This is a genomic window from Olivibacter sp. LS-1, assembly GCF_008245145.1.
Classification (GTDB): domain Bacteria; phylum Bacteroidota; class Bacteroidia; order Sphingobacteriales; family Sphingobacteriaceae; genus Olivibacter; species Olivibacter oleidegradans.
In genome coordinates this window covers 4,256,713-4,281,728 of sequence record NZ_CP041643.1, presented here as the reverse complement: position 1 = coordinate 4,281,728, position 25,016 = coordinate 4,256,713, and the positions used below count along the sequence as shown (strand labels likewise).

The 25,016-nt window shown below is 38.9% G+C and carries 27 protein-coding genes; 15 read left to right on the top strand and 12 right to left on the bottom strand.

What is annotated here, in order from left to right:
* Nucleotides 1-303: 303 nt before the first annotated feature.
* On the bottom strand, nt 304-756 hold the full coding sequence (locus FKG96_RS17670; protein WP_130855709.1) for a VOC family protein: 453 nt from the start codon (nt 754-756) through the stop codon (nt 304-306).
* A 291-nt stretch (nt 757-1,047) separates the two neighbouring features.
* Between FKG96_RS17670 and FKG96_RS17665 the strand changes: the two genes are divergently transcribed.
* Both FKG96_RS17665 and nfi read left to right on the top strand, forming a co-directional pair.
* On the top strand, nt 1,048-2,253 hold the full coding sequence (locus FKG96_RS17665) for a DUF763 domain-containing protein (protein WP_130855710.1): 1,206 nt from the start codon (nt 1,048-1,050) through the stop codon (nt 2,251-2,253).
* Nucleotides 2,254-2,259: 6 nt separating this feature from the next.
* On the top strand, nt 2,260-2,979 hold the full coding sequence (gene nfi, locus FKG96_RS17660) for a deoxyribonuclease V (protein ID WP_130855711.1): 720 nt from the start codon (nt 2,260-2,262) through the stop codon (nt 2,977-2,979).
* A gap of 3 nt (nt 2,980-2,982) precedes the next feature.
* Here nfi and FKG96_RS17655 read toward each other — a convergent pair whose 3' ends face one another.
* Together FKG96_RS17655 and FKG96_RS17650 are read right to left on the bottom strand one after the other, a co-directional pair.
* Entirely contained in the window at nt 2,983-3,420 is a 438-nt protein-coding gene (locus tag FKG96_RS17655; RefSeq protein WP_013667351.1) for a nuclear transport factor 2 family protein, read from the bottom strand.
* 67 nt (nt 3,421-3,487) lie between these two features.
* Nucleotides 3,488-3,688, bottom strand: a complete 201-nt coding sequence (locus FKG96_RS17650; protein ID WP_130855712.1) for a hypothetical protein — start codon at nt 3,686-3,688, stop codon at nt 3,488-3,490.
* 336 nt (nt 3,689-4,024) lie between these two features.
* Between FKG96_RS17650 and FKG96_RS17645 the strand changes: the two genes are divergently transcribed.
* Nucleotides 4,025-4,636 (top strand): hypothetical protein, encoded by a 612-nt coding sequence (locus FKG96_RS17645; protein WP_130855713.1) that lies wholly within the window; start codon nt 4,025-4,027, stop codon nt 4,634-4,636.
* 85 nt (nt 4,637-4,721) lie between these two features.
* Nucleotides 4,722-5,042: a heavy metal-binding domain-containing protein gene (locus tag FKG96_RS17640; protein WP_013667347.1), complete on the top strand. Its 321-nt coding sequence runs from the start codon at nt 4,722-4,724 to the stop codon at nt 5,040-5,042.
* Nucleotides 5,043-5,221: 179 nt separating this feature from the next.
* Here FKG96_RS17640 and FKG96_RS17635 read toward each other — a convergent pair whose 3' ends face one another.
* The 3 genes from FKG96_RS17635 to FKG96_RS17625 form a co-directional block, all read right to left on the bottom strand.
* Entirely contained in the window at nt 5,222-5,788 is a 567-nt protein-coding gene (locus FKG96_RS17635; RefSeq protein ID WP_013667346.1) for an AAA family ATPase, read from the bottom strand.
* A gap of 265 nt (nt 5,789-6,053) precedes the next feature.
* On the bottom strand, nt 6,054-6,584 hold the full coding sequence (locus FKG96_RS17630) for a DinB family protein (protein ID WP_130855714.1): 531 nt from the start codon (nt 6,582-6,584) through the stop codon (nt 6,054-6,056).
* Nucleotides 6,569-7,426 carry a patatin-like phospholipase family protein gene (locus tag FKG96_RS17625; RefSeq protein WP_013667344.1) on the bottom strand — a complete coding sequence of 286 codons (858 nt, stop codon included), beginning with the start codon at nt 7,424-7,426 and terminating at the stop codon, nt 6,569-6,571. Before FKG96_RS17625 ends, FKG96_RS17630 begins: the two co-directional genes overlap by 16 nt.
* Before the next feature lie 143 nt (nt 7,427-7,569).
* Between FKG96_RS17625 and FKG96_RS17620 the strand changes: the two genes are divergently transcribed.
* Nucleotides 7,570-8,745 (top strand): acyltransferase, encoded by a 1,176-nt coding sequence (locus tag FKG96_RS17620; RefSeq protein WP_130855715.1) that lies wholly within the window; start codon nt 7,570-7,572, stop codon nt 8,743-8,745.
* 23 nt (nt 8,746-8,768) lie between these two features.
* Here FKG96_RS17620 and FKG96_RS17615 read toward each other — a convergent pair whose 3' ends face one another.
* The 4 genes from FKG96_RS17615 to FKG96_RS17600 form a co-directional block, all read right to left on the bottom strand.
* Nucleotides 8,769-10,934 carry a peptidase domain-containing ABC transporter gene (locus FKG96_RS17615; protein ID WP_130855716.1) on the bottom strand — a complete coding sequence of 722 codons (2,166 nt, stop codon included), beginning with the start codon at nt 10,932-10,934 and terminating at the stop codon, nt 8,769-8,771.
* A 47-nt stretch (nt 10,935-10,981) separates the two neighbouring features.
* Nucleotides 10,982-12,154 (bottom strand): HlyD family secretion protein, encoded by a 1,173-nt coding sequence (locus tag FKG96_RS17610; RefSeq protein WP_013667341.1) that lies wholly within the window; start codon nt 12,152-12,154, stop codon nt 10,982-10,984.
* Nucleotides 12,155-12,325: 171 nt separating this feature from the next.
* Nucleotides 12,326-12,520 carry a hypothetical protein gene (locus FKG96_RS17605; protein ID WP_013667340.1) on the bottom strand — a complete coding sequence of 65 codons (195 nt, stop codon included), beginning with the start codon at nt 12,518-12,520 and terminating at the stop codon, nt 12,326-12,328.
* A 406-nt stretch (nt 12,521-12,926) separates the two neighbouring features.
* Complete coding sequence (locus FKG96_RS17600; RefSeq protein ID WP_013667339.1) at nt 12,927-13,121, bottom strand: hypothetical protein; 195 nt, start codon at nt 13,119-13,121, stop codon at nt 12,927-12,929.
* Nucleotides 13,122-13,568: 447 nt separating this feature from the next.
* Between FKG96_RS17600 and FKG96_RS17595 the strand changes: the two genes are divergently transcribed.
* The 3 genes from FKG96_RS17595 (at nt 13,569) to FKG96_RS17585 (ending at nt 16,052) form a co-directional block, all read left to right on the top strand.
* Nucleotides 13,569-14,414 (top strand): ATP cone domain-containing protein, encoded by an 846-nt coding sequence (locus FKG96_RS17595; RefSeq protein WP_149105730.1) that lies wholly within the window; start codon nt 13,569-13,571, stop codon nt 14,412-14,414.
* Between the two features lie 194 nt (nt 14,415-14,608).
* Complete coding sequence (locus FKG96_RS17590; RefSeq protein ID WP_013667337.1) at nt 14,609-15,397, top strand: cold-shock protein; 789 nt, start codon at nt 14,609-14,611, stop codon at nt 15,395-15,397.
* A gap of 139 nt (nt 15,398-15,536) precedes the next feature.
* Nucleotides 15,537-16,052, top strand: coding sequence for a biopolymer transporter ExbD (locus tag FKG96_RS17585; protein ID WP_013667336.1), 516 nt, complete (start codon nt 15,537-15,539; stop codon nt 16,050-16,052).
* A gap of 141 nt (nt 16,053-16,193) precedes the next feature.
* On the opposite strand, the gene FKG96_RS17580 is transcribed toward FKG96_RS17585, so the two are convergent.
* The gene (locus FKG96_RS17580; protein WP_130855717.1) at nt 16,194-16,787 is read right to left on the bottom strand and encodes a YdeI family protein; all 594 of its coding nucleotides are present in this window, start codon (nt 16,785-16,787) and stop codon (nt 16,194-16,196) included.
* A 177-nt stretch (nt 16,788-16,964) separates the two neighbouring features.
* Here FKG96_RS17580 and FKG96_RS17575 point away from each other — a divergent pair, with 177 nt between their 5' ends.
* The 7 genes from FKG96_RS17575 (at nt 16,965) to FKG96_RS17545 (ending at nt 24,008) form a co-directional block, all read left to right on the top strand.
* Nucleotides 16,965-17,567 (top strand): TetR/AcrR family transcriptional regulator, encoded by a 603-nt coding sequence (locus tag FKG96_RS17575; RefSeq protein WP_013667334.1) that lies wholly within the window; start codon nt 16,965-16,967, stop codon nt 17,565-17,567.
* 260 nt (nt 17,568-17,827) lie between these two features.
* Entirely contained in the window at nt 17,828-19,096 is a 1,269-nt protein-coding gene (locus tag FKG96_RS17570; protein WP_130855718.1) for a TolC family protein, read from the top strand.
* Nucleotides 19,097-19,113: 17 nt separating this feature from the next.
* On the top strand, nt 19,114-20,031 hold the full coding sequence (locus tag FKG96_RS17565; RefSeq protein ID WP_130855719.1) for an HlyD family secretion protein: 918 nt from the start codon (nt 19,114-19,116) through the stop codon (nt 20,029-20,031).
* Entirely contained in the window at nt 20,018-20,974 is a 957-nt protein-coding gene (locus FKG96_RS17560; protein WP_242627169.1) for an ABC transporter ATP-binding protein, read from the top strand. Before FKG96_RS17565 ends, FKG96_RS17560 begins: the two co-directional genes overlap by 14 nt.
* Before the next feature lie 5 nt (nt 20,975-20,979).
* On the top strand, nt 20,980-21,720 hold the full coding sequence (locus tag FKG96_RS17555; protein ID WP_013667330.1) for an ABC transporter ATP-binding protein: 741 nt from the start codon (nt 20,980-20,982) through the stop codon (nt 21,718-21,720).
* Between the two features lie 43 nt (nt 21,721-21,763).
* A complete protein-coding gene (locus tag FKG96_RS17550; RefSeq protein ID WP_149105729.1) occupies nt 21,764-22,873 on the top strand; it encodes an ABC transporter permease in 1,110 nt (369 codons plus the stop codon).
* 28 nt (nt 22,874-22,901) lie between these two features.
* A complete protein-coding gene (locus tag FKG96_RS17545) occupies nt 22,902-24,008 on the top strand; it encodes an ABC transporter permease (RefSeq protein ID WP_130855721.1) in 1,107 nt (368 codons plus the stop codon).
* 21 nt (nt 24,009-24,029) lie between these two features.
* Here the strand turns inward: FKG96_RS17545 and FKG96_RS17540 are convergent, their stop codons facing one another.
* Nucleotides 24,030-24,872: a DUF4349 domain-containing protein gene (locus tag FKG96_RS17540; protein ID WP_130855722.1), complete on the bottom strand. Its 843-nt coding sequence runs from the start codon at nt 24,870-24,872 to the stop codon at nt 24,030-24,032.
* Nucleotides 24,873-25,016 lie beyond the last annotated feature (144 nt).

Here is a 25,016-nt window from a genome sequence, read left to right as displayed (position 1 = left end):
ACCTGACTATTTAACTACTTAACTACTTAACTACTTAACTTCTCAACAACCTGACTATTTAACTACTTAACGTATTACCGACTTTATGATGACGTCCTTACGGCAAGAAGAAACGACGAGTAGTCTTTAATTTCTCAACTACCTGACTATTTAACTACTTAACTACTTAACGTATTATCGACTTTACGATGACGTTCCTACGTCCTTATGGCAAGAAGAAACGACGAGTAGTCTTTAACTTCTCAACAACCTGACTATTTAACTACTTAACGTATTACCGACTTAACTTACTCACAAATCGGTTTATTGTTCATCGTTAATTTCTATCCAATGCCCGTCCGGATCCTGAAAATATATCTGATGGATACCATCTACCCTCGTTGTAACTTTGCCTTTGTTTCCGGGCCAGTCGAAATAACTGATTTGATGACTTTCCAGGTTGCGAATAAATTTGTCTATATCATTTGTACTAAAACATAGGTGATCATTCTTTTCTCGTTCCACGCCTCCTTTAGCACCTTGAATAAGATGTAAACTTCCGGCTTGGCCTAAGGTAAACCAAGTATGTAGGCCATCATGGAAGGGTTCAGGAATCTCGGTAAGTTGCAAGACATTTTTATAGAAAGCAGTACTCTTTTGTAGGTTCTCTACGTATACCGCGATATGATTCAACTTTAGCGTGTTCTTTTCTTGGGCTTGCAACATACCTGTCCCAAAAAACAAAAAGCTTGTCAATAGAATTCCAGTAATTTTCATGTTAATTTTCTAAATGCAAGGCCAAAAATTCGTTAGTAAATAGCCTTCAATGTATAGCGAGTCGGACCCCGCTCACTCATCGAAGGTAATTAGCATAAATTCATTTTATTGCCTTGCGGTAATTACATTATAAAGTGGTTTGTCGATCTATCGTTATAACCGGGCGGCAATATAAGGAAATTTATGCAAACTGGTTTCTATGTTTTCGTTCAATCAGATGTTTCGCAAAAAAATAATTACTGTTGTTGTTTGCTATTTTTTTTAGTAAATTGCCTGCTGAAAGAATTTGATATGAGAGGAGGACAGGCAGATTTGCCCTTACATTATGGGCATGTTCCCAAATGGTTAGCGCAACGGATGAGTCTTTTAGGCGGTGCGATTGTGGACGCCATTGTAGTGGAATACGGACGAGATATGTTTCTTCGTAAATTGAGTGACCCCTGTTGGTTTCAATCGCTGGGTTGTGTATTGGGGATGGACTGGCACTCTTCCGGCATTACGACTTCCGTTATGGGAGCATTAAAAGCTTCTATAAACAAAAGAGCACATGAGTTAGGCATCTACATCTGTGGTGGGAGAGGCAAACATTCTTTGAAAACGCCCGATGAGCTTCTCCGCATTGCGTCTGCAACGGGTTTGGATGGCAACAAGCTTGTACAGCATAGCAAGCTTGCTGCAAAGGTCGACAATACAGCCATTCAAGACGGCTTTCAGCTGTATTTACATTCTTTTGTACTAAGTATTGATGGAAGCTGGGCAATTGTTCAGCAAGGAATGAATACCGAAACTCGATTGGCTCGGCGTTATCATTGGCATGCTCCGCAGGTTCATTCTTTTATCGAGGAGCCGCATACTTTCATTTATGGAGATAACCAAGGTCAAATATTAAATCTGACCGACCGAAATGCCGCATTGACAAGGGAAGCAATACTGGCGATTACAAAGGAGCGCCCGAGTTATATTCTACAGGAGGCTAGAAAAATTATCATGCCTTCTCATCATGATGTAAGGAAAGAAGATGTAAACCTAAAGCGTCTAGGTACTGTGCTGGCATTGGCTGAGGAGCAAGCCGTGCAGACGATGGAAGAGTTGCTTTTGTTGGAAGGACTCGGGCCCAGAACACTGCAATCGCTCACATTAATCAGTGAAGTTATTCATGGTACAGCTAGTCGTTTTGAAGACCCGGCACGTTTTTCTTTCGCTCATGGTGGTAAAGATGGGCATCCTTTTCCTGTACCGACAAAAATATACGACGAATCCATAGCCATTCTTCAACAGGCATTGGAGAAGGCAAAAATCGGATTCAAAGCGCGTTCAGAAGCCATTAAGAATTTGTCGAAAGTAGCCTTGCAAAAAGAAAAAGACTTTATACCTAACCATCAATTGGATCAGCTAGTAGCTAAAGAGAAGGCTGTTTCTTGGCAATATGACGGACGAACCGTTTATGGAAGAGAACAGAAACCAAAACAAACAAAGATTCAGTTAAGTCTGTTTTAGATACCTATGAATAACAAACAATTGGATTATACCAACATAACCATATCCGAAGCAACTGCCATGCAAAAGGAATTACAGAATTCCTTGGTACATTCACCCTTGGAGCAGGAGATAAAAACGATTGCCGGTGCTGACATATCACTTAACCGCTTCAGTGATATTATTTATGCAGGAATTGTCACGCTTGATTTTAACACGTTAAAGCCTTTAGCTTACTCGTTGGTAAAGAGCAAAACTTCGTTTCCTTATGTTCCCGGTTTTCTGGCCTTTAGGGAGGTTCCTGCTTTAGTGGAGGCTTTTCTTCAAATGACCGTGAAGCCTGATGTCATCATGGTGGACGGTCATGGCATTGCCCATCCCAGAAGATTGGGCATTGCAGCGCATTTAGGCGCTTTAATTAACATTCCCACGCTTGGTTGTGCCAAGAAGAAACTATATGGAAATTTCGAGGAGCCCTCGGCCGTGAAGTATAGCTTTAGTCCACTTAAGCATAAGGAGGAACTGTTGGGGTATGTATTAAGAACCAAAAACTACGTTAAACCGGTGTATATTTCGCCGGGTAACCATCTCAGTATAGAAGACAGCTTGCACATTGCCATGCATTGTATAGGCACTTATCGACTTCCTGAACCAACAAGGAAAGCGCATGAATTTGTCAACTTATTTAGAACGGGTCAATTGAAAGAAGGATTCTTTCAATTGACGACAAATGACACTTTATTTTAAAAGTTATGAAGGCAGTTTAAAGGCCTGTCTGGCAAATAACTTCCAATTTCCACTTTGCTTCTGAAAAACCAGTAATACGCCGATTCTTACGGTGCCGGGTTTACCGCCGTCGTTCGTTTCTCCGCTCAAGATGTGGTGAACGGTAGCCACGTCCCCTGATATATTGATTGTTTGTTCGCTTAAATTAATGCTTAAAAAATCCGATTTTCCTGATGTGAGACTCTCTATAAAAGCCGCCTTATCTTCATGTTTGCCGCTTGAATGCCAATAATTTAGCTTGTCGGCAGCTATCGCGTCGAGCGCCTGCCGGTTACCACTGATCATGGCTAAACGAAGATCTTCTACGGCTTTTAAAAGCTGTTTTTCCTCGGCAGTTTGACCATAGGCCAATGTACCTGATACAATCATAGTTAAGAATAGGAGAATTTTTGGTCTTAGCATAAGTGCTTGTTTTTTTAACAAACATATGCAATTTTACTTTTTTATTCAACCTAAAATATGGCCATCGCTATTTAGCAAGCCCGGGATGATCCTCTCGAAGTATGTCGGGTCTGACAGCCGAACCTGCGGGATTAGCACCTGTAATGTCATCTTCCAGGTTGTGTCCGGTAATAGCGGAGCGATTGGTTTCTGGCGGATTTCTTTTTTCTTGCCGCTTTTTGTGCGCTTTTTGTTGTTTACTCACCTTTCTTTTATTCAAATTGTCCATATTACAAAGTATTATGCCTGTCTTTACTAGTAACATAATTATATCTCCCCGGTTTGTTCTTTTATCATTATTTCTTCCATTGGCAGAAATAGGAAGATAAGCAATGCCTGTTCGTAGAGAAAATTATCCTGTTGGTAGAAAAGACCATAAAAAACGAGAAATTCCTGCAACGTTTCTACATCAAAAGCGTCTTATATACAAAAAGCGTAACAGCTTAGAGGGGTGATAAAGATTATTAAAACGCTTAATATGCCCGGCCGGCAAATATATTTTACCATTAAATAACAGGAATGAAAATCGTTCGGTCATGAACGTTAAAAAATTAAAATCAGTAAAATGAAAACATTATTAATCGTAGCGCTATTGGGTACTTCTGTACTGAGCGCGCAGGCCAGTGCTTTAGTTTTAAGCGATGTATCGCATGTCGGTAAAATCGAAGAAAAAAAGAGTGAAGCAGAAGAACTGAAGCAAAAAGTGGAAGTACAACTTTATAACCTAAATATGCTGAATAAACAATTTAAAATGGCACAGGAAGCCATTAAGAATTCAAAAGGAAGCCATAAAGATATCGATAAAGATTTTGAGTATTTTCACAGTTTATTATTGGAAGATTCAAAAACACAGGATAACGCAAAGGAGATCGATGAATCCGTGCAACGCCTTAAGAAAGAATATGCACGCAAACATAAAAATAGAGCCGCGTATGAACTTAAAGAACAAAAGAGCTTAGCTACGAGCATGCAAAAAGAATTGAATAGCCATATTCGTGAATGCAAATCTTTGAAGGCCAAGTACAAAAAGTACTTAGATGGAAATGTAAGCCCTGAATTGCGAGACCTGGAAACTAAGCTGGAAGAGACGGAAAAGATACTAAAGGAGAGCACCGAAAGTAATATTCAAAATGCGACATACTATGATCGGAAGCTTGAAGATATCAAGAAGGTGTAATGTGTTAAAAACTCAAAAAAGGAAATCACAGCGGCTCCCTTTTTGTAACAATAGTCACCTTTCTACATCTAACTAGAAAAAAGCCATGCTAATAACAACAACACCTAATGTAGAAGGTAAAAAAATAGTAAAATATATCGGCTTGGTAAGTGGCGAAACCATTATAGGTGCTAACTTTTTTAGGGATATATTTGCGGGAATAAGGGATTTTGTAGGAGGCAGATCCAATTCATATGAAAAAGTGTTAAGGGAAGCAAAAGATACCGCAGTTTTTGAAATGCAACAGTACGCCGCATCCATTGGAGCAAACGCAATCGTAGGTGTGGATCTTGACTATGAAACGGTGGGAAACGGAGGAAGTATGCTTATGGTTACTGCGAGCGGAACAGCTGTTGTAATAGAATAAGAAGCAAAAAAATGTTAAAATTTTGTTAAAGTCGCAAGGCTTTTTGTCATCGTGTCCAAAATCGGTTATCTTTGTATCATCATAATTTAGGTTTATAATTGGTTAATGAAAGTCCTTAATCTCCCCGGTTAAGGACTTTTCTTTTTGAATACAATACGGGCCGGAATCGCATCATTCGTTTATGTTTGCTGATTTTTGATATGCTGTAGTAGGATATTCGCCCGATTTTCGACGCTAAGTTTTGGTATAGTAATAAGTTTATAACCGCATGAGGTATAGATACTTCGCATCATGCGATACGTTTCCATTGCTAATGAAAAGCTCTGCTTTCGCTCAGCATCTTGATGATAGATGGCCCGCCAGGGGGGGAGGATAAATACAAAGGCATTATATCGAAAGGAATTAACACTCTGTTCTAAACAAGGAAAGGGATCTAAGTGACATAGTTTAACATAGCCCAGGATATCCGGTATTCCACGATCAAAAATGACGGGTGCTTGTGTTGGTAGATTTTCTCGATAATTTTTCATATCAATTTCCAGCATTTTTTTAGCGAAGTGTAATTTATTCTTCCAAGGCAGTGCATCGCCGTCTATTTTTTTCTGTTCCTGAATGATGCGTCTACCGGATTCGTTTATAGTTAGAAACCCCTCTTTATGTAGCTGCTGTATTAATGACGTTTTGCCCGAACCAGGGCCACCTGTTAAGACAAAGAAGTTCGTCTTGTTATATATTAATGGTTTCATTTAATAGTTTATTGAATTTAACATTATGTTCAGCAGGGATAGCCTTCATAAGCCGATCTTTGCCAAGTACTTTAAAACTAGGGGAGGGATTAATTTGTGCAGGTAAAATTAGGCACGATAGAAGAGATATGGGCTATAATAAAAAAGAGAGGTTAATGAGGTAAAGGTTCACTTATTAAGTCCAACTGGGATGATTATACCAAAGACTCCGCAAGATACAAATTTTTCTATTTTTGTTATGTTTTAGGCGACTGAAAAAGAATATTTACAGGGTGTCCTCGGTGCTTGCTGCGCTATTTAGAATGATTTTAGCGGTTACCAATGCTTGTCCGACATGACGTTGCGCATGCTCTGCTGCGTGAAAAAGCAAACCGATGAGTGTGGTTGGGATTTTTTTTCTTCCAATACCCCTTGCTTCTGTTAGTGAGGCAGGATCTATCTTTCTCAGCTCCTGAATAGCATTTGAAATGCGATTATCAAGTTGCTTCAATAATTGATGGGTATCAATCGATTCTTTTTTTTGCCCTTCGTTTTGGAGGTAAACAAATTGTTCGTCTGATAAGGCCCACTGTTGCGCGTAAGTGAACATACGATCAATTACTCCCGTAATGTGTTGTAAATGAAAGGCAACAGAAGCGATGTTTGCGGGTCTTTCCCAAAGTTTTTCTCTGGGAAAATCAGCTAGCAAGCTTGTCAATTCTTCCTTTACCTGAAGCAATGCATGTGCTACCGGTTGCAATAAAGGAGGAACACCGTCAATGGGGCCCCGCATCCAAACCTCTAACGTTGATTCCATTTTATGTTATTGTTACTATGTTTGACGTTTTTGGGCACACCTTCTGTGCTTACCTGACAAAAATCATGTAAAGCTGCCAACGTTCTTTGCCTTCCTATTTCGATAAGATAATCCGCCTTATGGTAATCCCAAACACCTACTACATTCCGAGGTATATGAACGACAATATCCGGTTTATATAGGTCAATGGAAAGTTCTGTAATCTTTCCAAGCATGGTCAATATTGCTTTTTGTGTAATAGTAAGGTAGCCACCGTATTTACTATTAGCCTTTGCCAATGAAAAAGTTGTTTCTTCCGGCGCATTTAGGTTTATGGCTACCACCAGCGCGTCTCCCTGATTAGGAAGATGATTGAGTGGTAATGGATTTATCAAGCCCCCATCTACAAGGATATTGTCCATATGATTAACCGGCGTAAAAACACCTGGGATAGCGATAGAGGCTCTTACGGCGTCAAAGAAGCTCCCTTGTGTAAAGGTTATTTCTTTTTGATGAAGTATATCAGTAGATACAGCAATGAAAGGAATGGGCATGTCTTCAATATACATATCGGGAATAAAGCTCTTAATTTTGTTAAAAACGCGTTCCCCTTTCATGACACCTGAACTACTCCACGTGAAATCCATTAAGTTAAAGACATCCCGTCGCTTTAATGTTTTTAGCCATGAGGTGAAATCGTCCAATCTGCCCATGGCGTATAATCCGCCAATAAGGCTGCCAATAGATGAGCCTGCAATGGATTTTACGGTGAACCCTTGTTCTTCTAATACCTTAATTGCTCCAATTTGAGCTATGCCGCGCGCTCCACCGCTAGATAATACCAATGAGATTGAAGTTTTCATTCAAAGCTAATATATAGATAATGTTTAAAAGACAGGAAGAAATTACATAACTTAATGTATAGAAAAAATATTTACGAGTGGAAATTTTTGATCGATTGGTAATTTGTTCTATATTGCGGCTAACTGACTAATAACTAACACTAATGACTTATTGGAAGAAATTAATAGACGCTGATAACCAGCGTTTAGCGGGGCTTGATCATTTGCGGGCGCTTGCTATTGTTCTGGTTTTTTTATGTCATTACCGAGCTTATGTCAGACCCGAATGGGTTGACCTCATCGGGAGTTTTGGTTGGACAGGTGTTGACCTTTTTTTTGTGCTGAGTGGTTTTTTGATAGGAAACCAATTAATTCGTCAAATGATATCTCTTGGACGTATAAACTTTCAGGAGTTTTACATTAGCAGAAGTTTTCGGATCTTACCTGTTTATTTCTTCGTTGTCTCGTTATATTTTTTGTTTCCTATGATTCGCGAACGCGAAGGAATCGCTCCTTGGTGGCAGTTTCTCACGTTTACGCAGAATTTTGATTTGGATTTCGGTACGGAAGGTAGCTTTTCGCATGCCTGGTCTTTATGTATCGAAGAGCAGTTCTATTTGGCACTCCCTTTCTATATAAGTGCTTTTTGGGATGAGACGCGCCCCGGTAAAGCTTTTTGGCTGTTACTGGGATTTTTTTTGCTCAGCGTTTTATTGAGGGCCCTGAACTGGTTTTATTTTGTGGAACCGTTTTATGCAAATAATATAACTGATGGAAGATTTGTAGCTTATAATAAATGGGTGTATTATCCCACTTATAATCGTTTCGACGGTTTGCTGGTAGGAGTGGGGATTGCGGCCCTGGTAAACTTTTTCCCAACATGGATAAAACGAATTGAAAAGCATGCAAATGCCTTATTCATAATAGGTGCATTGTTGATTTCCGTTGCCTATTTACTGTTAAAAGAGGATCGGCTCGATTTTTGGCCTACTGTTCTCGGTTTTCCGTTGATTTCTGTTGCCTTTGGTTTTATGGTGTTAAGTGCCATTTTGCCTGCAAGTTTTTTATATCGGTTTAAATGGCGGATTAGCGCGTTAATCGCTACTTTATCGTATAGTATTTATTTGTGCCACAAGTTTGTTAATCATCTACTTCAGGCTCCTCTTAACGCATTAGATATCCCAATTGATAGCAACTGGCGTGTTGCTGTCTGCGCCTTAATGTGTATACTGATTGCCCTTCTTTTAAATCGGGTTATTGAGTATCCATTTATGAAACTAAAGAGCACGATCCTAAAAAAGCGGCGACAAAGGACCAAGAACCCTTTGTTAGTCACTTAAACGCAGCGTGTATATACCACCAATTAGTTTTTCAGAATAAGCTGTTGGGATTGCATTTTCCATAAATGTGCATAAAGCGAATCCGTGCTTAGTAGTAATTCTTGATGTGTTCCCTGTTCGATGACCTTACCTTTATCGAGGACGATGATTTTGTCGGCACTATAAAGTGTGCTTAGGCGATGTGCTATGACAATAATGGTTTTATTTTCTTTTTTCAGATGTTCGATGGTGTTCAATACAAATTTCTCTGAAGCGGAGTCGAGTGAAGATGTTGCTTCATCAAGGATTAAAATCTCCGGATTTCGATATAAGGCTCGGGCTATAGCGATCCGTTGGCGTTGCCCACCGGAAAGTGACAAACCATTTTCCCCTATAGAGGTGTAGAAGCCTTGGGGTAACGATTCAATAAAATCTATAATTCCGAGCTGAGTGGTAATATCGATGATCCGCTGCATATCGGGGGTATAGTCTCCCAGCGCAATATTACTTACTACATTGCCCGAAAACAAATCAATATGTTGAGGTACAACAGAAATCGTTTGGCGAAGAGAGGTGTTTTTTATGTGCTTTAAATCGTATTTGCCAATGGTAATAGTTCCACTTTGAACGGGATAAAGATTTTGCAAGATGGAAATGAGGGTCGACTTGCCGGATCCACTTTCACCAACGATGGCGGTAAACTTCGCCTTGGGAATTGTTAAGCTTAATTCGTCAAAGACGTTATCTCGTGTTCCATACCTAAAGGATACGTTCTTAATTTGGATGTCGCCTATATTTTCTTTCGTTAATTCGAGGTCACTGCTGTCTTTTTCGCGCTCCAAATCGAGTATTTCAAAAAGACGGTCGGTAGCGATCATGGCATCCTGGACTGTTTTGTTCATGGTGATTAGCGACGTGACCGGCCCTGTAAAATAACCGATGAGCGCATAAAATGAAAGGAGTTCGCCCGGCGTAATTTGGTTGCTCAAGACATACGTGGCTCCTACCCATAAAAGAACAATTGTAATCAGTCTTGAAATCAATTCCGAGGAGGTAGTAGAAAACACCCCATTCAAATTGGAACGGTATCCTGTTTTCAACAACTTTACGAATCTTGTTTCGGTTTTTTCATTGGCGTAGCTTTCGGCGCCGAACTGTTTAATGGTCCGAATAGAATTTAGGCTCTCAACAAGTTGAGATTCGAGTTCAGCAGAATCCTCCATTAATGTTCTTTGGGCCTTTTTATTCAGTTTATTACTTATAAAATAGACTACTAGATACATTGGAATCACGGTAAGTATAAGTAAGCCCAGTTTCCAGTAGTAGGTAAACATCATTAAAAAAGAAAAAGTTACAATGAAAATGTTTACCAAAAAGTTAACGCTTACTTCATTGAGAAATATCCTGATTTTTACAGCATCATTGATTCTTGAAATAACCTCACCGACTCGCATGGTGTCAAAGAATTTTTGAGGCAATGTTAACAGGTGCTTATAGTAACCAAGTATAAGTTGAGCATCAATAATCTGTCCCATTTTTAGCGTGAAAATGGTTTTTGTGGCACCAATAAATAGTTGAAATCCGAGCAAAACCAGCATCATTGTACTCATGAGATTCAACAGGTTGACATTTCTGTCAACCAAAACAAAATCTACGATTTTCTGTACAAATATGGCCGTAGATAACCCCAAAACAGTATATACGAGGGCTCCCATCAATATTTGGATCAGCGTTCCGGTTTGTGGCTTTACAAGATTCCAGAAACGGTAAGAGGCACTGGCTGTTTTCCTGCCTTTTTCGAATGATTCCGAAGGAATCAATAAGACAAGGGCACCGGTCCATATCTTTTTAAAGTCTTCGTGCGATTTCTTATGAAATTGGCCATCCAGTGGATCCATGACCTCAATCCAGTGCTTCGTCACTTTATATATGACAACATAGTGCTGCAGCACTCCCTCCACTACGATATGAGCAATGGCCGGTTTTGGAATTTTAAAAAGGCTTTCAAAGGGTCCCCTAACTCCTTTTGCCTCAAAGCCTAACAATTGGGCCGCTTCTAAGATGCCGAGTACCGTGGTTCCTTTTTTATCCGTCCCTGCCATCTGCCTTACATTCGCTACGGAAATTGCCAATTTATAGTGAGCGGCAACAGATGCAATACAAGCAGCTCCACAGTCGGTTATATCACGTTGTTTTACTCTCTTGGTCATAAACTTCTTTCTAATTTGCGATCTCGTACACGGCACTTTGCTACATGCTACGATGCCGCCTTTATATTGGGATTTAACCAGTTGTCCACTTTATCATATAGTAATTGAAACAGCGTTCTTTCGGTAACAGAAAATCTTGCCGTAAAACTCATGCCCTTCTTTACGTAGCCTTTATAGCCGTTTTTCAATGTAAGATGATCATTATTCAAAGCGCAACGCACCTTAAAAACCGGTTGTTTGTCGTTCAACATGACGATGTCGTCAGAAATATCAATTACCCGCCCTGTTAACAGCCCCCATTGATTATAATTGAAAGCATCTATTTGAAAGCGAACTTCTTGTTCTTTTTTTATTAAACCAATATCGGAAGGATTTATATAGCAGAAAGCCAGTAGGGTGGTGTCGGGAGAAATTTCAGCTACCTTTTGGTTTGCGAAAACATAAGTTCCCTTCTGCATGCCCACTAAATTTTGCACCGAACCGTCAATAGGGGCCGTTACCACAAACTGTTTTCTTTGTTCATTGATATCAATTTGCTGACTTAATAATTGACGCAGTTCGTTTTGTAATTGATTGACCTCTGTTTGCCACTGAGCCTTATATTTTCTTGAAACCATTGCTAAAGCAGCAGACGCTTGCTTATACTCAAAATCGTATTTGTCATATTCTGCTGAAGATAGCATCTTCTTTTTATATAGCTTACTATAGCGATTAAATGTGTTTTCCGCTTGCTCTTTGGCAATTCGGGCGTTTTCAACTTCTTGTATATATTGTTGCCAGATGGCAAAGTATTGTCCTGATTGAAGATTGGGAGGGCTGAAATCTTCGGCATTAGCCTGCCTGATTAAGGTATGAAGATCTTTAACAAATAAAGAGATTTCTTGTTGCCTTCCCTTTACCAAGAGGTCTTGTTTATTGGACGAGCTTCCGTCGATGATCAACAGTGTGTCGCCTAATGTCATTTTTTGATTGTCTTTTAAATTGAAATATACCAATCTGCCGTTAACAGGAATGCTAACGTCTGTTTTTTCAATTGAAGACTGCAATAGGCCGCTGCCCTTTACGCTTATATTTATTGTTACTAATGGGAGGGAAGCAAATGCCAATATAAATAATAATAAAATGCCGAGATAAATAATCTGTGTTGTTTTTTTGACACGTGCAGTATAAACAATGGATGTATTACTGATTGTTTCTACTGAATAGATAGGCATTGACATAATCCTGATGACTTGGTTGTTGATTGCTCGCTTACCGATCATCCCAAATTGCGCCAAAACATAAATGAGTTGAGGAGCTTTGGGCTACCGATAATATTTGCCGGACTGGTTAAACATTAACAGTCGCCTTCGTTAAAGGCTACCGTTAATGTTTGTTATTAGAACTGTAATCTATAGAGAGAAAATAGTCTGAAGAAGGGTTGTTGCAGTTTTGCCTACATACTCAAAAGTATCTTTAAGGATTGTACGAGTACCGCCTACAACAATACCTAATAAGTCATTAACAGGACCTCCTCCTTCTACAGTTCTTAATTCAGAAGCGTTCATTTCTTCAACACCAAAGTTGTTCAAATTTAAATTTTTCATAACAAAGAGATTTTTGCTTATTGTCCTTACTCTTTTAAGGCCTTTCAGGATACGCCTATGCTGGCCAGCATGTAACAAATATATATAATTAATAAGCTAATAGGAGCTGCGGTTGGAAGGGTGGCCCGTTTAGGATTATTAAGTTGTCAGTGCTAAAACACGTAGTTTTCTTGCTGAAATATAATGCGTTAGCCGTTTTTTTTATCTGAAGGTTGTTGATTAAATGATCCTTGCCTTTTTGTTCAGTTTTTTTTAAGCATGAACTTGCGCCTGTTGTATAAAATGATTTCATAGTTAACAGTTGCCACTAAAGGAGGAAAGGGTTGAGGCGGACGTGCCGCCATGTTATAAGCCTAACAGTTATCCTTTTGGGGATAACTGTTAGTGGCTTTTTAAACACTTTGTCTTATAATGAAGAAAGTGTTTGGAAAATAGTCACCAATGTTTTGTTTACGAATTTGAATGTATCGTTAAGGACTGTGCCAACACCGCCTACAAGAATATTCAATAAATCGTTAACAGGACCGCCACCTTCTACGGTTCTTAATTCGGTAGCGTTCATTTCTTCTACGCCTAGGTTGTTTAAATCTAATTTTTTCATAACAAAGAGATTTTTGTCGTTGCCCTTACTCTATCACGGCTTTTCAGGATACGCCTGCGCTGGCCAGCACGTAACAAATATATATAATTAAGTAAATTAGGGCTTCACCGAAGCAATGAAAGCAGAACAACGCTTAATCCTTATTCACTCATGAAAAAAGTGGATTTTCACTTAATTGAAGGCATTTTTAATCTGTTTTTTTTAAAAATCTATGTCTTATTAAGTGTTTGGTCTTTTTGTTCATTTTTTATAATGTGATTTATCGGCTTTTAATGGAGTAACAGCAGTAGTTTTGATTTAGTTACAAAAGAAGAACAAACAACTTCGGGAAACAGTATGTAAAGAGGCAGGAAGAAAATACTAGAGAAAATTAAGCTTCTCTATACCAACTTTAGAAAAATACTATTTAAAATTGCCATTTTTAAAGATCAAAAAATACAAGGAAACATGAAGGTAAGAAAATACTCGGGGGAATTAGTTGATTTTGATTTACAGCGATTGAAAGGTTCGTTGACAAAATCCGGGGCTTCGAATGAGACCGTTGAACTCGTTTGGGAAAAGATGAACAAAACGATATTTGATGGTATGTCTACTAAACAGTTATATCGGTTAGCTTTTCAACTATTAAAGCAGCAGCGAAATTCGTTAGCTGCTCGTTACAGCCTTAAGAAGGCACTTCGTGACCTAGGGCCCACAGGCTATCTTTTTGAAAAATGGGTGGCAAGATTATTTGAACATACAAATCATCACACGTTGACGAGTCTCATACTTGAAGGAAATGCGGTAAGTCATGAAGTTGATGTAATTGCCCAAAAAGATAATGATTTATCATTGATCGAATGTAAATTCAGAAATACGGTTGATGCGAAGGTTAGCGTTACAAACCCCATGTATTTTCTCTCACGATTTGTTGATCTCAGCGATAAAGAATTCAACTTCTTTGATCGCCCCATTAAATTTACACAAGCCTGGCTTGTTACGAATGCGTATTTAACAAAAGATGCAATCGAATTCGCAAATTATTATAAGCTGAATTTGCTCTCCTGGGATTATCCCAATGGTTTGAGCATAAAAAACCGAGTTGATAGCGCCGGCCTATATCCCTTAACTTGCCTGACTTCCATTAATACACAGGAGAAAGATAAGTTGCTTTCTTTAAATTATATGCTTGTGAAAGACATTCTGGATGAGCCTCGAATACTTGAACATTTAAATACCACCACCTATCGCAGAAAGAAAATTTACCAGGAAGCTAATGAGCTTGTATACGGTTTTCCCGTGAATCCGGAATAAATAAGGACAAAGGCTAGCTTGCTTTTGCGTTTTAAAAAATATTCGGTATCTTGCAATGAAGATAGATAATTCTTTAAATTAAGTGCCGTTAATGTTTGAAATTCTTGTTGTTAAGGTGTTCATTGGAGCGATTAACTAAGACGTTTCATTTATTTCAGTTTACCTTTTCATCCTTCTTCATAAAATCGAGAACTATGGAAATAGGAGTGATTAAGTGGTTCAATAATTCGAAAGGTTTCGGTGTAGCAGATACAGTGAGCGGTCAGGTATTCGTTCATATTAAGAGTTTTAAGTTGAAACCGACCAATTTATCTTCAAGAGATGCCATTCTGTTTAAAAGACGTGTCGATCCAAAGAGCCACAACGCGGTAGCAATCCATTCACGTTTAGTTGGTGATGTGCACGACTGGGAATTGATCGCTTCGCTGGCGTTAAAGGGGAGTAATGCAACTAAAGAACTAAGCGAACGATCGACTATGCCAAAAAGCAATCACCTGTCACTTGCTGAATTGGCTGCTTATCAATACCTCAATGGGAAATCACGCGAGCAAATTTTCCAAGAGGTTACCACATACTTTACAAGCAAGTTACCGGACGATAAATTTTTGTTTTATGGGGAGTTTCTTGAAAAAGTATTTACAAGAAGTATGGGATTGGAAAAGAGAAATGAGCTACTGACGCGAATTTTTAATTTCTTCGGAGAAAACGTCAACGCACGTAAGCTTTTTCTTGTGTGGAAGTCTACGAAATTTCGGTATATCGGACACGTTGAGGCTGACGATTTCGAAATTCCTGAAGATATTCTTGTACTTTTTGCTGATGAATTAAGCGTTTCTGAACTGATGCGCATCCATACCTATAGCTACGGGAATATATTTTGCAATGAATTGATCGCCAAAAAGCTTGAAGATACCAACGATCTTAGTACCGAAGAAATCAAAAAGTTGGAAATGATCAGCCATGTTAAATTTTTTAAAGAATAGGTCTCATCCTAAACTACCTACATCTTATACTATAGTCCGCATTCTGCGTAATCTCTAAAAGACGTAAGCCATAATAGCTGTTATGGAATCAATTCGTTTTTGGCATCTAATATAAAAGTTACTACTAATCAATTACGTCATGGCGGAATTAATACGCGGTAAGATGCAACCAAGGGTTGACCTTACACCAATGGTGGATTTAGCCTTTTTGCTAATAACCTTCTTTATGTTAACAACGAGCTTGGCCAAACCGAAGATGATGGACATTGCACTGCCGGATAAAGTAGATTTAGGGAACGCCACCGGTTTTTCTGACAAACGCACGATGACGATATTGCTTGGTGCCAATCATCAAGCAGCATGGTATTGGGGGCTTCAGAAAACTCCGATCGAAGGCCCAAAAGTAACTGATTTTGGAAGGAATGGAATAAGAGCGGAGCTAAAAGATAAGATGACAAAGATAAAGAGTCAGCAAGTCGGCTCCACCAAGCCTTTAATGGTTATTATTCGCCCAAGCAACCTGTCGAGTTATAGCGATCTGGTGAATATACTCGATGAAATGAAAATTAATGGGATTACGCAATATGCTATTGGCGATATTGGCAGGGAGGAAGTTCAACTTCTCATAAAGTTGGGACTTTACCGACGAATTTGATGAAGTAGCAAAAAAAAATAAAAAAAAATTAAAAGGATATAATAATCTCGATATCGTACCGTTATTTTATCAATAGGTTTAGGTTGATAAAAACGTATGTTTTTACCCGGTATCCCAAATACCGGGTTTTTTATTTACCGGCTACCCGCGATATTTATCGTGTAGCCCAACTCCCTTGATAATCATCGGAATGATTTTTTCCAAACGACTTTTTTTAGTCGTTTCTTGTTTGGCCGATTCAATGTATTCCGTGAATTCCCGTTGCTGAGTCTTTTTCAGTTGATCAAAACACTCTTTTAGCTCGGGATTTTTGTCAAAAACGGAGTTCAGTTCTTGAGGCACTATAATTGGTTTGTTTCTATCCGCTTTGATTGCAATTCCCTTTTCCTGATTGCTCATCGCTTCCAGTACGTAAGTTCGTATAATGTCTAAATTGGCCTCTTCGAGCGTTGTGAAACGCATTTGGCGTAACGCTTTTGTAGTGCCGTTTTGAGCATTAATGAGTAAATGGTGCGGATCCTTCAAAAAGACACCCTGATAGAACCAGATACCAAAATAAGATTTAAATCCCGCTAAGCCTACTATGTTCTTGCCGTTATGCGTATAAACGGGACCGCCCCATTTGAGTTCTTCTTTTAGACCCGTAGATACTATGAGCTTTCTTAATTCGTAGAGCTCGTCGCGCCATTGTTGCTGAGCCCTATAGAAATCGTCCGAACTTTTAAAACTTTCCATATTCAAATAATGAAGTAGTTCGAAGATACGACTATTTGTGAAAGCGGAATAGCGACAATATGAAATACAAGTTGGCGCTATAACCGGTGATTGCGTACTTTTTAAATAAATGATTAAATTTTGTTTTTAAATTGTTGTACTCCTCCTTACTTTTGGCCTAAATTTAGATCGCATAAGATGGTTAAGAAAGATAAAGATATTTCAACGGAAGAAAAAATAAAAGAAGCTGCAAGAATTGTTTTTACAAGAAAAGGGTTTGCAGCTACTCGTACAAGGGATATTGCAGATGAAGCTGGCTTGAATCTAGCTTTATTAAATTACTATTTTAGGAGTAAAGAGAAATTGTTCCACATCATTATGGAAGAGAAGTTTGAACAATTTTTTGGGATGATTGTGAGGCTTCTCAACGATGAAGACAGTTCATTGGAGCAAAAGGTGCAGGCAGTTGCGAATGATTATATTGATATGCTTCTACACAATCCGGATCTACCTATATTTGTATTGAGCGAGATAAAAAACAATCCCAAGTTGTTTAGTAGCCGAATATCAGGGAAGCTGATGACTTCTAAATTTTATGAACAATTAAACGAGCTCCGTCCTGATATTAACGTGTTTCACTTAATCTTGAATTTATTGAGCATGATCATTTTTCCTATACTTGCTCAACCCGTTATTACACAAACAGACGCATTTAGAAGCGGCGAGTTCAAAAAATTTATTCTAGAACGGAAAAAAATGATCCCGTTATGGTTCAATAGCATTTTACGTACGGAAATATAAACACTGTCAATCAATTGGCGAAGAAACTTTTTTGATCTTTATTTTTAATCAAATGATTAGAAATATTTTTTAAATAAAAAAATACCTCTACCTTTGCCGTGATTGAAGAATGTTAGTTGGAGAACAAATTTTTTTGGTTTGCAACTAATCAAATGATTAAAAAGTATGACCAATGTTATTACTTGAAGTATTTAGAATAATGACAATTAGAAAATCTTTTGTCACTATTAGCAGACGAAGATTAGAAAAAACAACAAGCAATGAGAAGTAAGGCACTATGGATAGGGCTGATATTAATCGTATTCAGTCCAGAGCTTTATGGACAATTAAGTCTCACTTTAGATGATTGTCAAAATCAGGCACAAGTTAATTACCCGCTTATTAAGAAGCGCGACTTAGTGGAAAGAAGTAAGGCGTACGCCATTGAAAAGGCGGCAAAGGGTTATTTGCCTCAGTTTATTATTAATGCACAAGCAACGTATCAGTCGGCCGTTACTGAAATTCCTATTCAAATGCAGGGTATTGAAATCCCGCAGTTGACCAAAGATCAGTATAAGTTCTATGGCGAGCTAAATCAAACGATTTATGACGGGGGAAACATTAAGCAAAAGATTGAGCTACACCGGTCTACATCGGCGATTGAAGAGCAAAGTCTTTCAGTAGCGCTTTATCAACTAAAGGACCGGATAAACCAGCTTTTTTTCAGCATCTTAATGATAGAAGAGCAATTAAACCAGAATCAACTGTTAATGAAGGATATCCAGCTAGGGCTGGATAAAGTCGAAGCGGCAGTTACCAATGGGACTGCCCTGGAGGCGGATCTTAACGTTTTGAAGGCCGAATTGTTAAAAGCAGCGCAGCACGCGGTTGATTTGAAGGCGAATCGAACGGCCTATTTGGAGGTGCTCGGTTTATTTCTTAATAAAACTTTAGATGCCAGTACAAAACTGATTAAGCCGGAATTACCTATACTACCGAAGACGATTCAACGACCGGAACTTGCTTTGTATGATGATCAACTTACGAATATTGCGGTACAGGAAGAATTGATTAATGTGAGAAATAGGCCTCGACTTGATTTCTTTTTTCAGGGTGGTTACGGCAGGCCGGCTCTTAATATTCTAAAACCTCGTTTTGATGCTTATTACATCGGTGGCTTGCGCTTAAGTTGGAATTTGGGGGGGCTGTACACCCAAAAAAAGGAAAAAGCAATTTTGGAAATTAATCGATTGGCAATAGGAGTCGAAAAAGAAACATTTCTATTCAATACACATTCGCAAGCCAAGCGGGAATCAGTGACAATACGACGCTACCAAGATTTATTGCAATCCGACAACGAGATTATCGCATTGCGCGAAAAAGTAAAAAAAACCGCGGTTACTCAATTAGAACATGGTGTAATCACCACAAATGACTATTTACGGGAAGTAAATGCAGAGGATCAGGCTAGATTAAATAAAATCATACACGAGATTCAATTGCTTGCATCACAATACGATTATTTATACATAACAGGAGATACCTATTGATATACCAAAGAAGAAAAATGAAAACAGTTATATTATACACGAATTTGCTGGCTTTTTCCATCGTATCTTGTAAAACGAACGATATAAATTACGACGCATCGGGTGCTTTTGAAACCGTAGAGACCATCGTACCTGCGGAAGCAAACGGCATTATAAGGGAGCTTTTATTAGAAGAGGGGCAAACTATCCCCGCAGGGAAAGTAATTGGTTATATTGATACGCTTCAGCTGTTTCTCAAGAAGAAGCAATTAGAAGCACAAGCAGGTGCCATACTGAGTAAACGTCCTAATATCGCCACAGAGATTGCAGCTTTACAGGAAGAGCTTCGGTATGCTAAAAACGAGCAAGAACGGTTGACCAACCTGGTTAAGGCTGATGCGGCAACCCCAAAGGAATTGGATGCGGCAACCGCACAGGTAAATATCATTCGTAAACGTATTGAAGGTCAACAATCATCATTAGGTATTGCATCGGTCAGTTTGCAAGAAGAGACAGCTCCGTTGCATGCACAGATTGAACAGTTGGACGACCAACTTCGGAAAAGCAAGATTGTCAATCCCGTTACAGGAACCGTTCTCGCTAAATATGTAGAGGCGAATGAAATGGCAACCATTGGAAAACCCCTATATCGTATAGCTAACACCAAAAAAATGATCCTGCGCGCTTATATTACCGGTGAAAAATTTGCGGATGTTAAAATAGGACAGCGCGTTCGGGTGCAGGTTGATAAAGGTAAGGCTGCATTCAAGGATTATCCCGGCGTGGTTGAGTGGATAAGTGATCAGGCGGAGTTTACACCAAAGACCATCCAAACAAAGGATGAAAGAGCTAATTTGGTATATGCAATGAAGGTTAAGGTGGAAAATGATGGATATTTAAAAATCGGGATGTACGGACAAGTGATTTTAGCAACGCAGAAAAATGGAAAAAGGTAGAATGGAAGCAGTAAAACTCCACCATATTTTCAAAAGCTATGATAAGGGAAGAGTTGTAGCTGTGAATGATGTATCCTTTTCTGTTGATGAAGGTGAATTGTTTGGATTGATTGGCCCGGATGGCGCGGGCAAAACATCCGTATTCCGTATACTAACTACGCTTCTACTTGCTGATCAGGGAACGGCAAGTGTTGTCGGTCTCGACGTAATAAAAGACTATAAGGCGATTCGTAATCTGGTTGGATATATGCCCGGGAAATTTTCACTGTATCAAGACTTAACTGTACTCGAGAACCTCCGTTTTTTTGCTACGGTATTCGGCACTAATATCCAACAGAATTATGGCCTCATAAAAGATATTTACGAGCAAATAAAACCGTTTAACCATCGGCGGGCCGGAAAGCTATCAGGCGGGATGAAACAAAAGTTAGCCTTATGTTGCGCACTGATCCATAAGCCCAAGGTTCTTTTACTAGATGAGCCAACCACAGGGGTGGACGTCGTTTCGCGACGCGAATTTTGGGATATGCTAAAAGCACTCAAACAACAGGGTATAACCATATTAGTCTCCACCCCTTATATGGATGAAGCTATTCTTTGCGACCGGATTGCATTAATCCAGCAAGGGAAAATTTTAAGCGTCGATCCACCTGCAGATATAATCAAGCGATATCCAACAAAATTATATGCCGCTAAATCAGCCGATATTTATCGACTTTTAAAAGATTATAGACAAAACGAAGCGATAGAGAGCAGCTACGCTTTTGGTGAATACATCCATGTTACATTACGATATCCCGAAAGAGATGGATTATCTACGTTGCAAGATTTAGCCACGAACTTGGGGCACAGGGACATCATTGTAAAAGAGATTAAGCCAGGGATAGAAGATAGCTTTATTCGTTTAATGGAACGAATAGAATTTACGGGCCGTGTAGAATAAAGACGATGGAAAAAGTAATAATGTGCCGCAATTTAACCAAACGATTTGGCGGTTTTGTGGCAGTTGACGGTATTTCCTTTGACGTTGCTAAAGGAGAAATTTTTGGATTTTTGGGTGCAAATGGCGCAGGCAAAACCACTGCGATGCGCATGCTCTGTGGTTTATCTTTTCCCTCATCCGGTGAAGCAGAGGTAGCAGGTTATGATGTTTATAAGCAACAGGAAAAAATAAAAAAGCATATCGGCTATATGAGCCAAAAGTTTTCTTTATATGAGAACCTGTCGGTTTCGGAGAATATTGAATTTTTTGGTGGCGTTTACGGTGTAAACAAAAAAGAGATCAATAAAAGAGGACAGGAACTGATACGAGCTTTGGGCTTGACGCAAGAAGCGAATAAAATGGTCGGCGAGTTGCCCCTTGGATGGAAACAGAAATTGGCGTTCTCGGTTGCCATTTTTCATCAACCAAAGATCGTCTTTTTGGATGAACCTACCGGAGGTGTAGATCCCGTAACCCGCCGACAGTTCTGGGATATGATTTACAGTGCGGCAAATGCCGGAATTACTGTTTTCGTCACGACTCATTATATGGATGAGGCAGAATATTGTAATAGAGTGTCTATCATGGTGGACGGCAAGGTAGTAGCACTTGATTCACCGACTAACCTGAAATTAGCCTATAACGCTAACTCAATGGACGAAGTCTTTTATCAATTGGCAAGAGGAGCCAAACGAAACGACAATTAACTCAGTATGGTCAAAGGTTTCGATCTCATCAAAATCATGAAAAATGAAGCAGCTGTTAGTTTTTATTAGGAAAGAATTTTACCACGTCTTTAGAGATCGCCGGACCCTGTTGATCATGTTCGGCTTACCCATTGTACAGATCATTTTATTTGGGTTCGCTCTATCGAGTGAGGTGAAGAATATTCGGATGATAGTGGCTGATTATGCGAAAGATTTTCAAAGCCAAAGATTAATTGAAAAAATTAAGACATCAGATTATTTCGTTGTAGAGCAGGCAAATGTTCATTATAAACAGATTGAGGATGCGTTTAAAAAAGGAGACATAAAGGCCGCTCTTATTATTCCGTCTAATTTTAGCAGCGATCAACTGCATCTTGGCCAGTCACCGGTACAGCTTATTACCGACGGTTCTGATCCTAATATTTCGAAAACCGTGACAAATTATTTGACGTCAATTTTTATGGATTTTGGGCGTGAATTTAACACACCATCGATCAATCCGTTGTTTTTACAAATACAACCGGAATTGAGAATGCTTTACAATGAAGAGGGGAATGGTTCCCTGAATTTTATTCCAGGGGTTATGGCGTTAATTTTGATGATTGTATGCACTGCTTTAACATCTGTTTCAGTTGTTAAAGAAAAGGAGATGGGAACCATGGAAATACTACTCGTATCTCCCTTTAAGCCCGTTTTCGTACTTATTGCAAAGGCAATTCCTTATTTATTGCTTTCGCTTGCAAATTTTACGTTGATTTTGTTGTTAACCGCCTTTGCTCTTGATGTCGAAATTCGAGGAAGCATCTTGTTGCTCTATTTTGAGAGTACGTTATTTATTGTTACTTGTCTTTCTTTAGGGTTACTAATATCAAATATAACCAATTCGCAGCAAACAGCTCTGTTAATATCGCTTATGGGAATGATGTTGCCAACCTTGATTTTCACCGGTTTTATTATGCCATTGGAAAATATGCCTGGCTTTTTTCAAGTGCTCTCTCATATTGTTCCGTCCAGATGGTATTATCTTGCAGTTAAATCGGTTATGTTAAAGGGCTTGGGTTTGACCTATGTTTGGAAGGAGACACTGGTTCTGACTTTGATGACAATTATACTGCTCAGTTTAGCCTTGAGACGTTTTAAAGTAAGACTTTAATAGTTTTCTAAACAATACGGCGCTAAAGATGAAAATTTTAAGATTTATATTGCAAAAGGAGTTTCGTCAAATATTTCGGGATAAGTCTATCTTGGCTATGATGTTCGCTATGCCGATCGTTCAATTGGTTGTTTTACCGCTAGCCATGGACTTTAATGTAAAGCACATTAATCTTTCTGTTGTTGATAAGGACCACAGTTCTTTTTCACAGCGCCTAATTCACAAAATTTACGCTTCAGGGTATTTCATTCCTATTAGTTCTAACACCAGTTATAACGGTGCCATTCATCATATTGAAAAGGAAGAAGCGGACATAATTTTGGAAATCCCGCTAAATTTTGAACGAAATCTGATAAGAGAGGGGAAGCAGCGGGTAGGAGTTTATGCTGACGCTATTAACGGGACAAAATCAGGCATTGGTACAGCCTACTTGAATCGGATTATTTCAGATTTCAGTTCAGAATTGGAATGGAACGCGGAATCGAGGCCAAGGGGAAGTATTGAAATTCTACAAAGAAGCTGGTATAATCCCTTGGAGGCCTATAAATTTAATGTTGTTCCAGCGGTGTTGGTATTGCTGCTAACATTAATAGGTGGTTTTATGACTGCATTAAATATTGTAAAGGAAAAAGAAATTGGTACGATTGAGCAAATCAATGTAAGCCCGATTAAAAAGTGGCAGTTTATATTAGGTAAAATGATCCCGTTCTGGGTAATAGGGATTATTATTTTCACCTTAGGATTGATGATTTGTTTTTTTGTTTATGGAATTGCCTTACAAGGAAGTTTGTGGCTTTTATACTTATTTGCGGCCGTTTATTTGGTGGCCGTGTTGGGTTTCGGCTTGCTTATTTCTACCTACAGCGATAATCAGGTGCAAGCCATGTTTATAGCCTTCTTTTTTATGATGATCTTTATGCTCATGAGCGGCTTTTTTACGTCTACCGATAGCATGCCGCGGTGGGCTCGAACCTTATCTGATCTAACGCCGGTAACTCACTTCGTAAAAGTAGTAAGAATGATTGTCTTAAAAGGCAGCGACTTTAGTGACGTACAATTGGAATTTTTATATTTAATTGTTTTTGCAATCATATTAAACGTCTGGGCCATTTGGAATTATCGGAAAACGAGCTAATCGTTCGAATTACCAGCTTGTTTAATTCGTTGATGCGTCCATTCGTTGTCTTGTTTTACGTTTGCGCCACCAACGTCGAGCAAAAAACATGGCTATTACTATCAGCAATAAAAATGGCCAAATATTAATGAGGCCTACCGTAAACCATACGAAGTTTTGCCAACCGTTGGAAAGTCCCTGTTCGAACTTTTGACCAAAAGCAATTTGCTTAGGAGCAGCTTTATAATAAGTAATCGACAAGGTAGAATAAGTCGATTGATTCGCCAGATATCGTAAACGCCCTTCAACCGATTCGATTTCGGCGCGAACTTCTGCTAATTGCTTTTCGATTTCGAGAATTTCAGTAACCTTAGCTGCAAGTTGGAGTAATGTGCGATAGCGTTGTTCCAGCTCTTTTTTTGTTTTTAACCTAGCCTGTATATCAACAAATTCCTCGGTAACATCTTTTACTTGTATGTTTTTTGTTTCAAAATGATTGACGCCTTTAGCCACATCTCCAATAAAGGCGTCGAATTGCTTAGCATTTACGCGAACAACGATGGTTCTGCTGAGGCTTTCCGAATAATTATTCTCGGTTTCTGATGCTATATAAGCATTATATTTTTTTATTGCTTGTCCAATTAGTTTGGCCGTTTCCGATAAATCGTTTGTTTCAAAAGAGATGGTTCCTTCTTTAATTAGCCTTCGTTCTAATGGTATAGTTTGTATAGGTTCCGGTTCATTAAGTGCAATCGCTTCCGCTGTAGCTACGCTGCCAATGGCATGCTGTTGATCTATCCCGTTATGGCAAGCAAATAGTAGAAATGAAAAAATTATTAGAAGAGGAAGCGCTAACTGATCGATAACCTGGGTTTTCTTTTTCATCTACAAATAATTAGCTCGTTTATCTTTATTCTTTTGCACGTATGAACCGCATCACAACTTTCAGTCCATCATGATATGGACTTTGATTTTTTCATAAGATGTTTTCTTCAATCAAATTCCATAACCTTTCATTCCTTTTTTCTG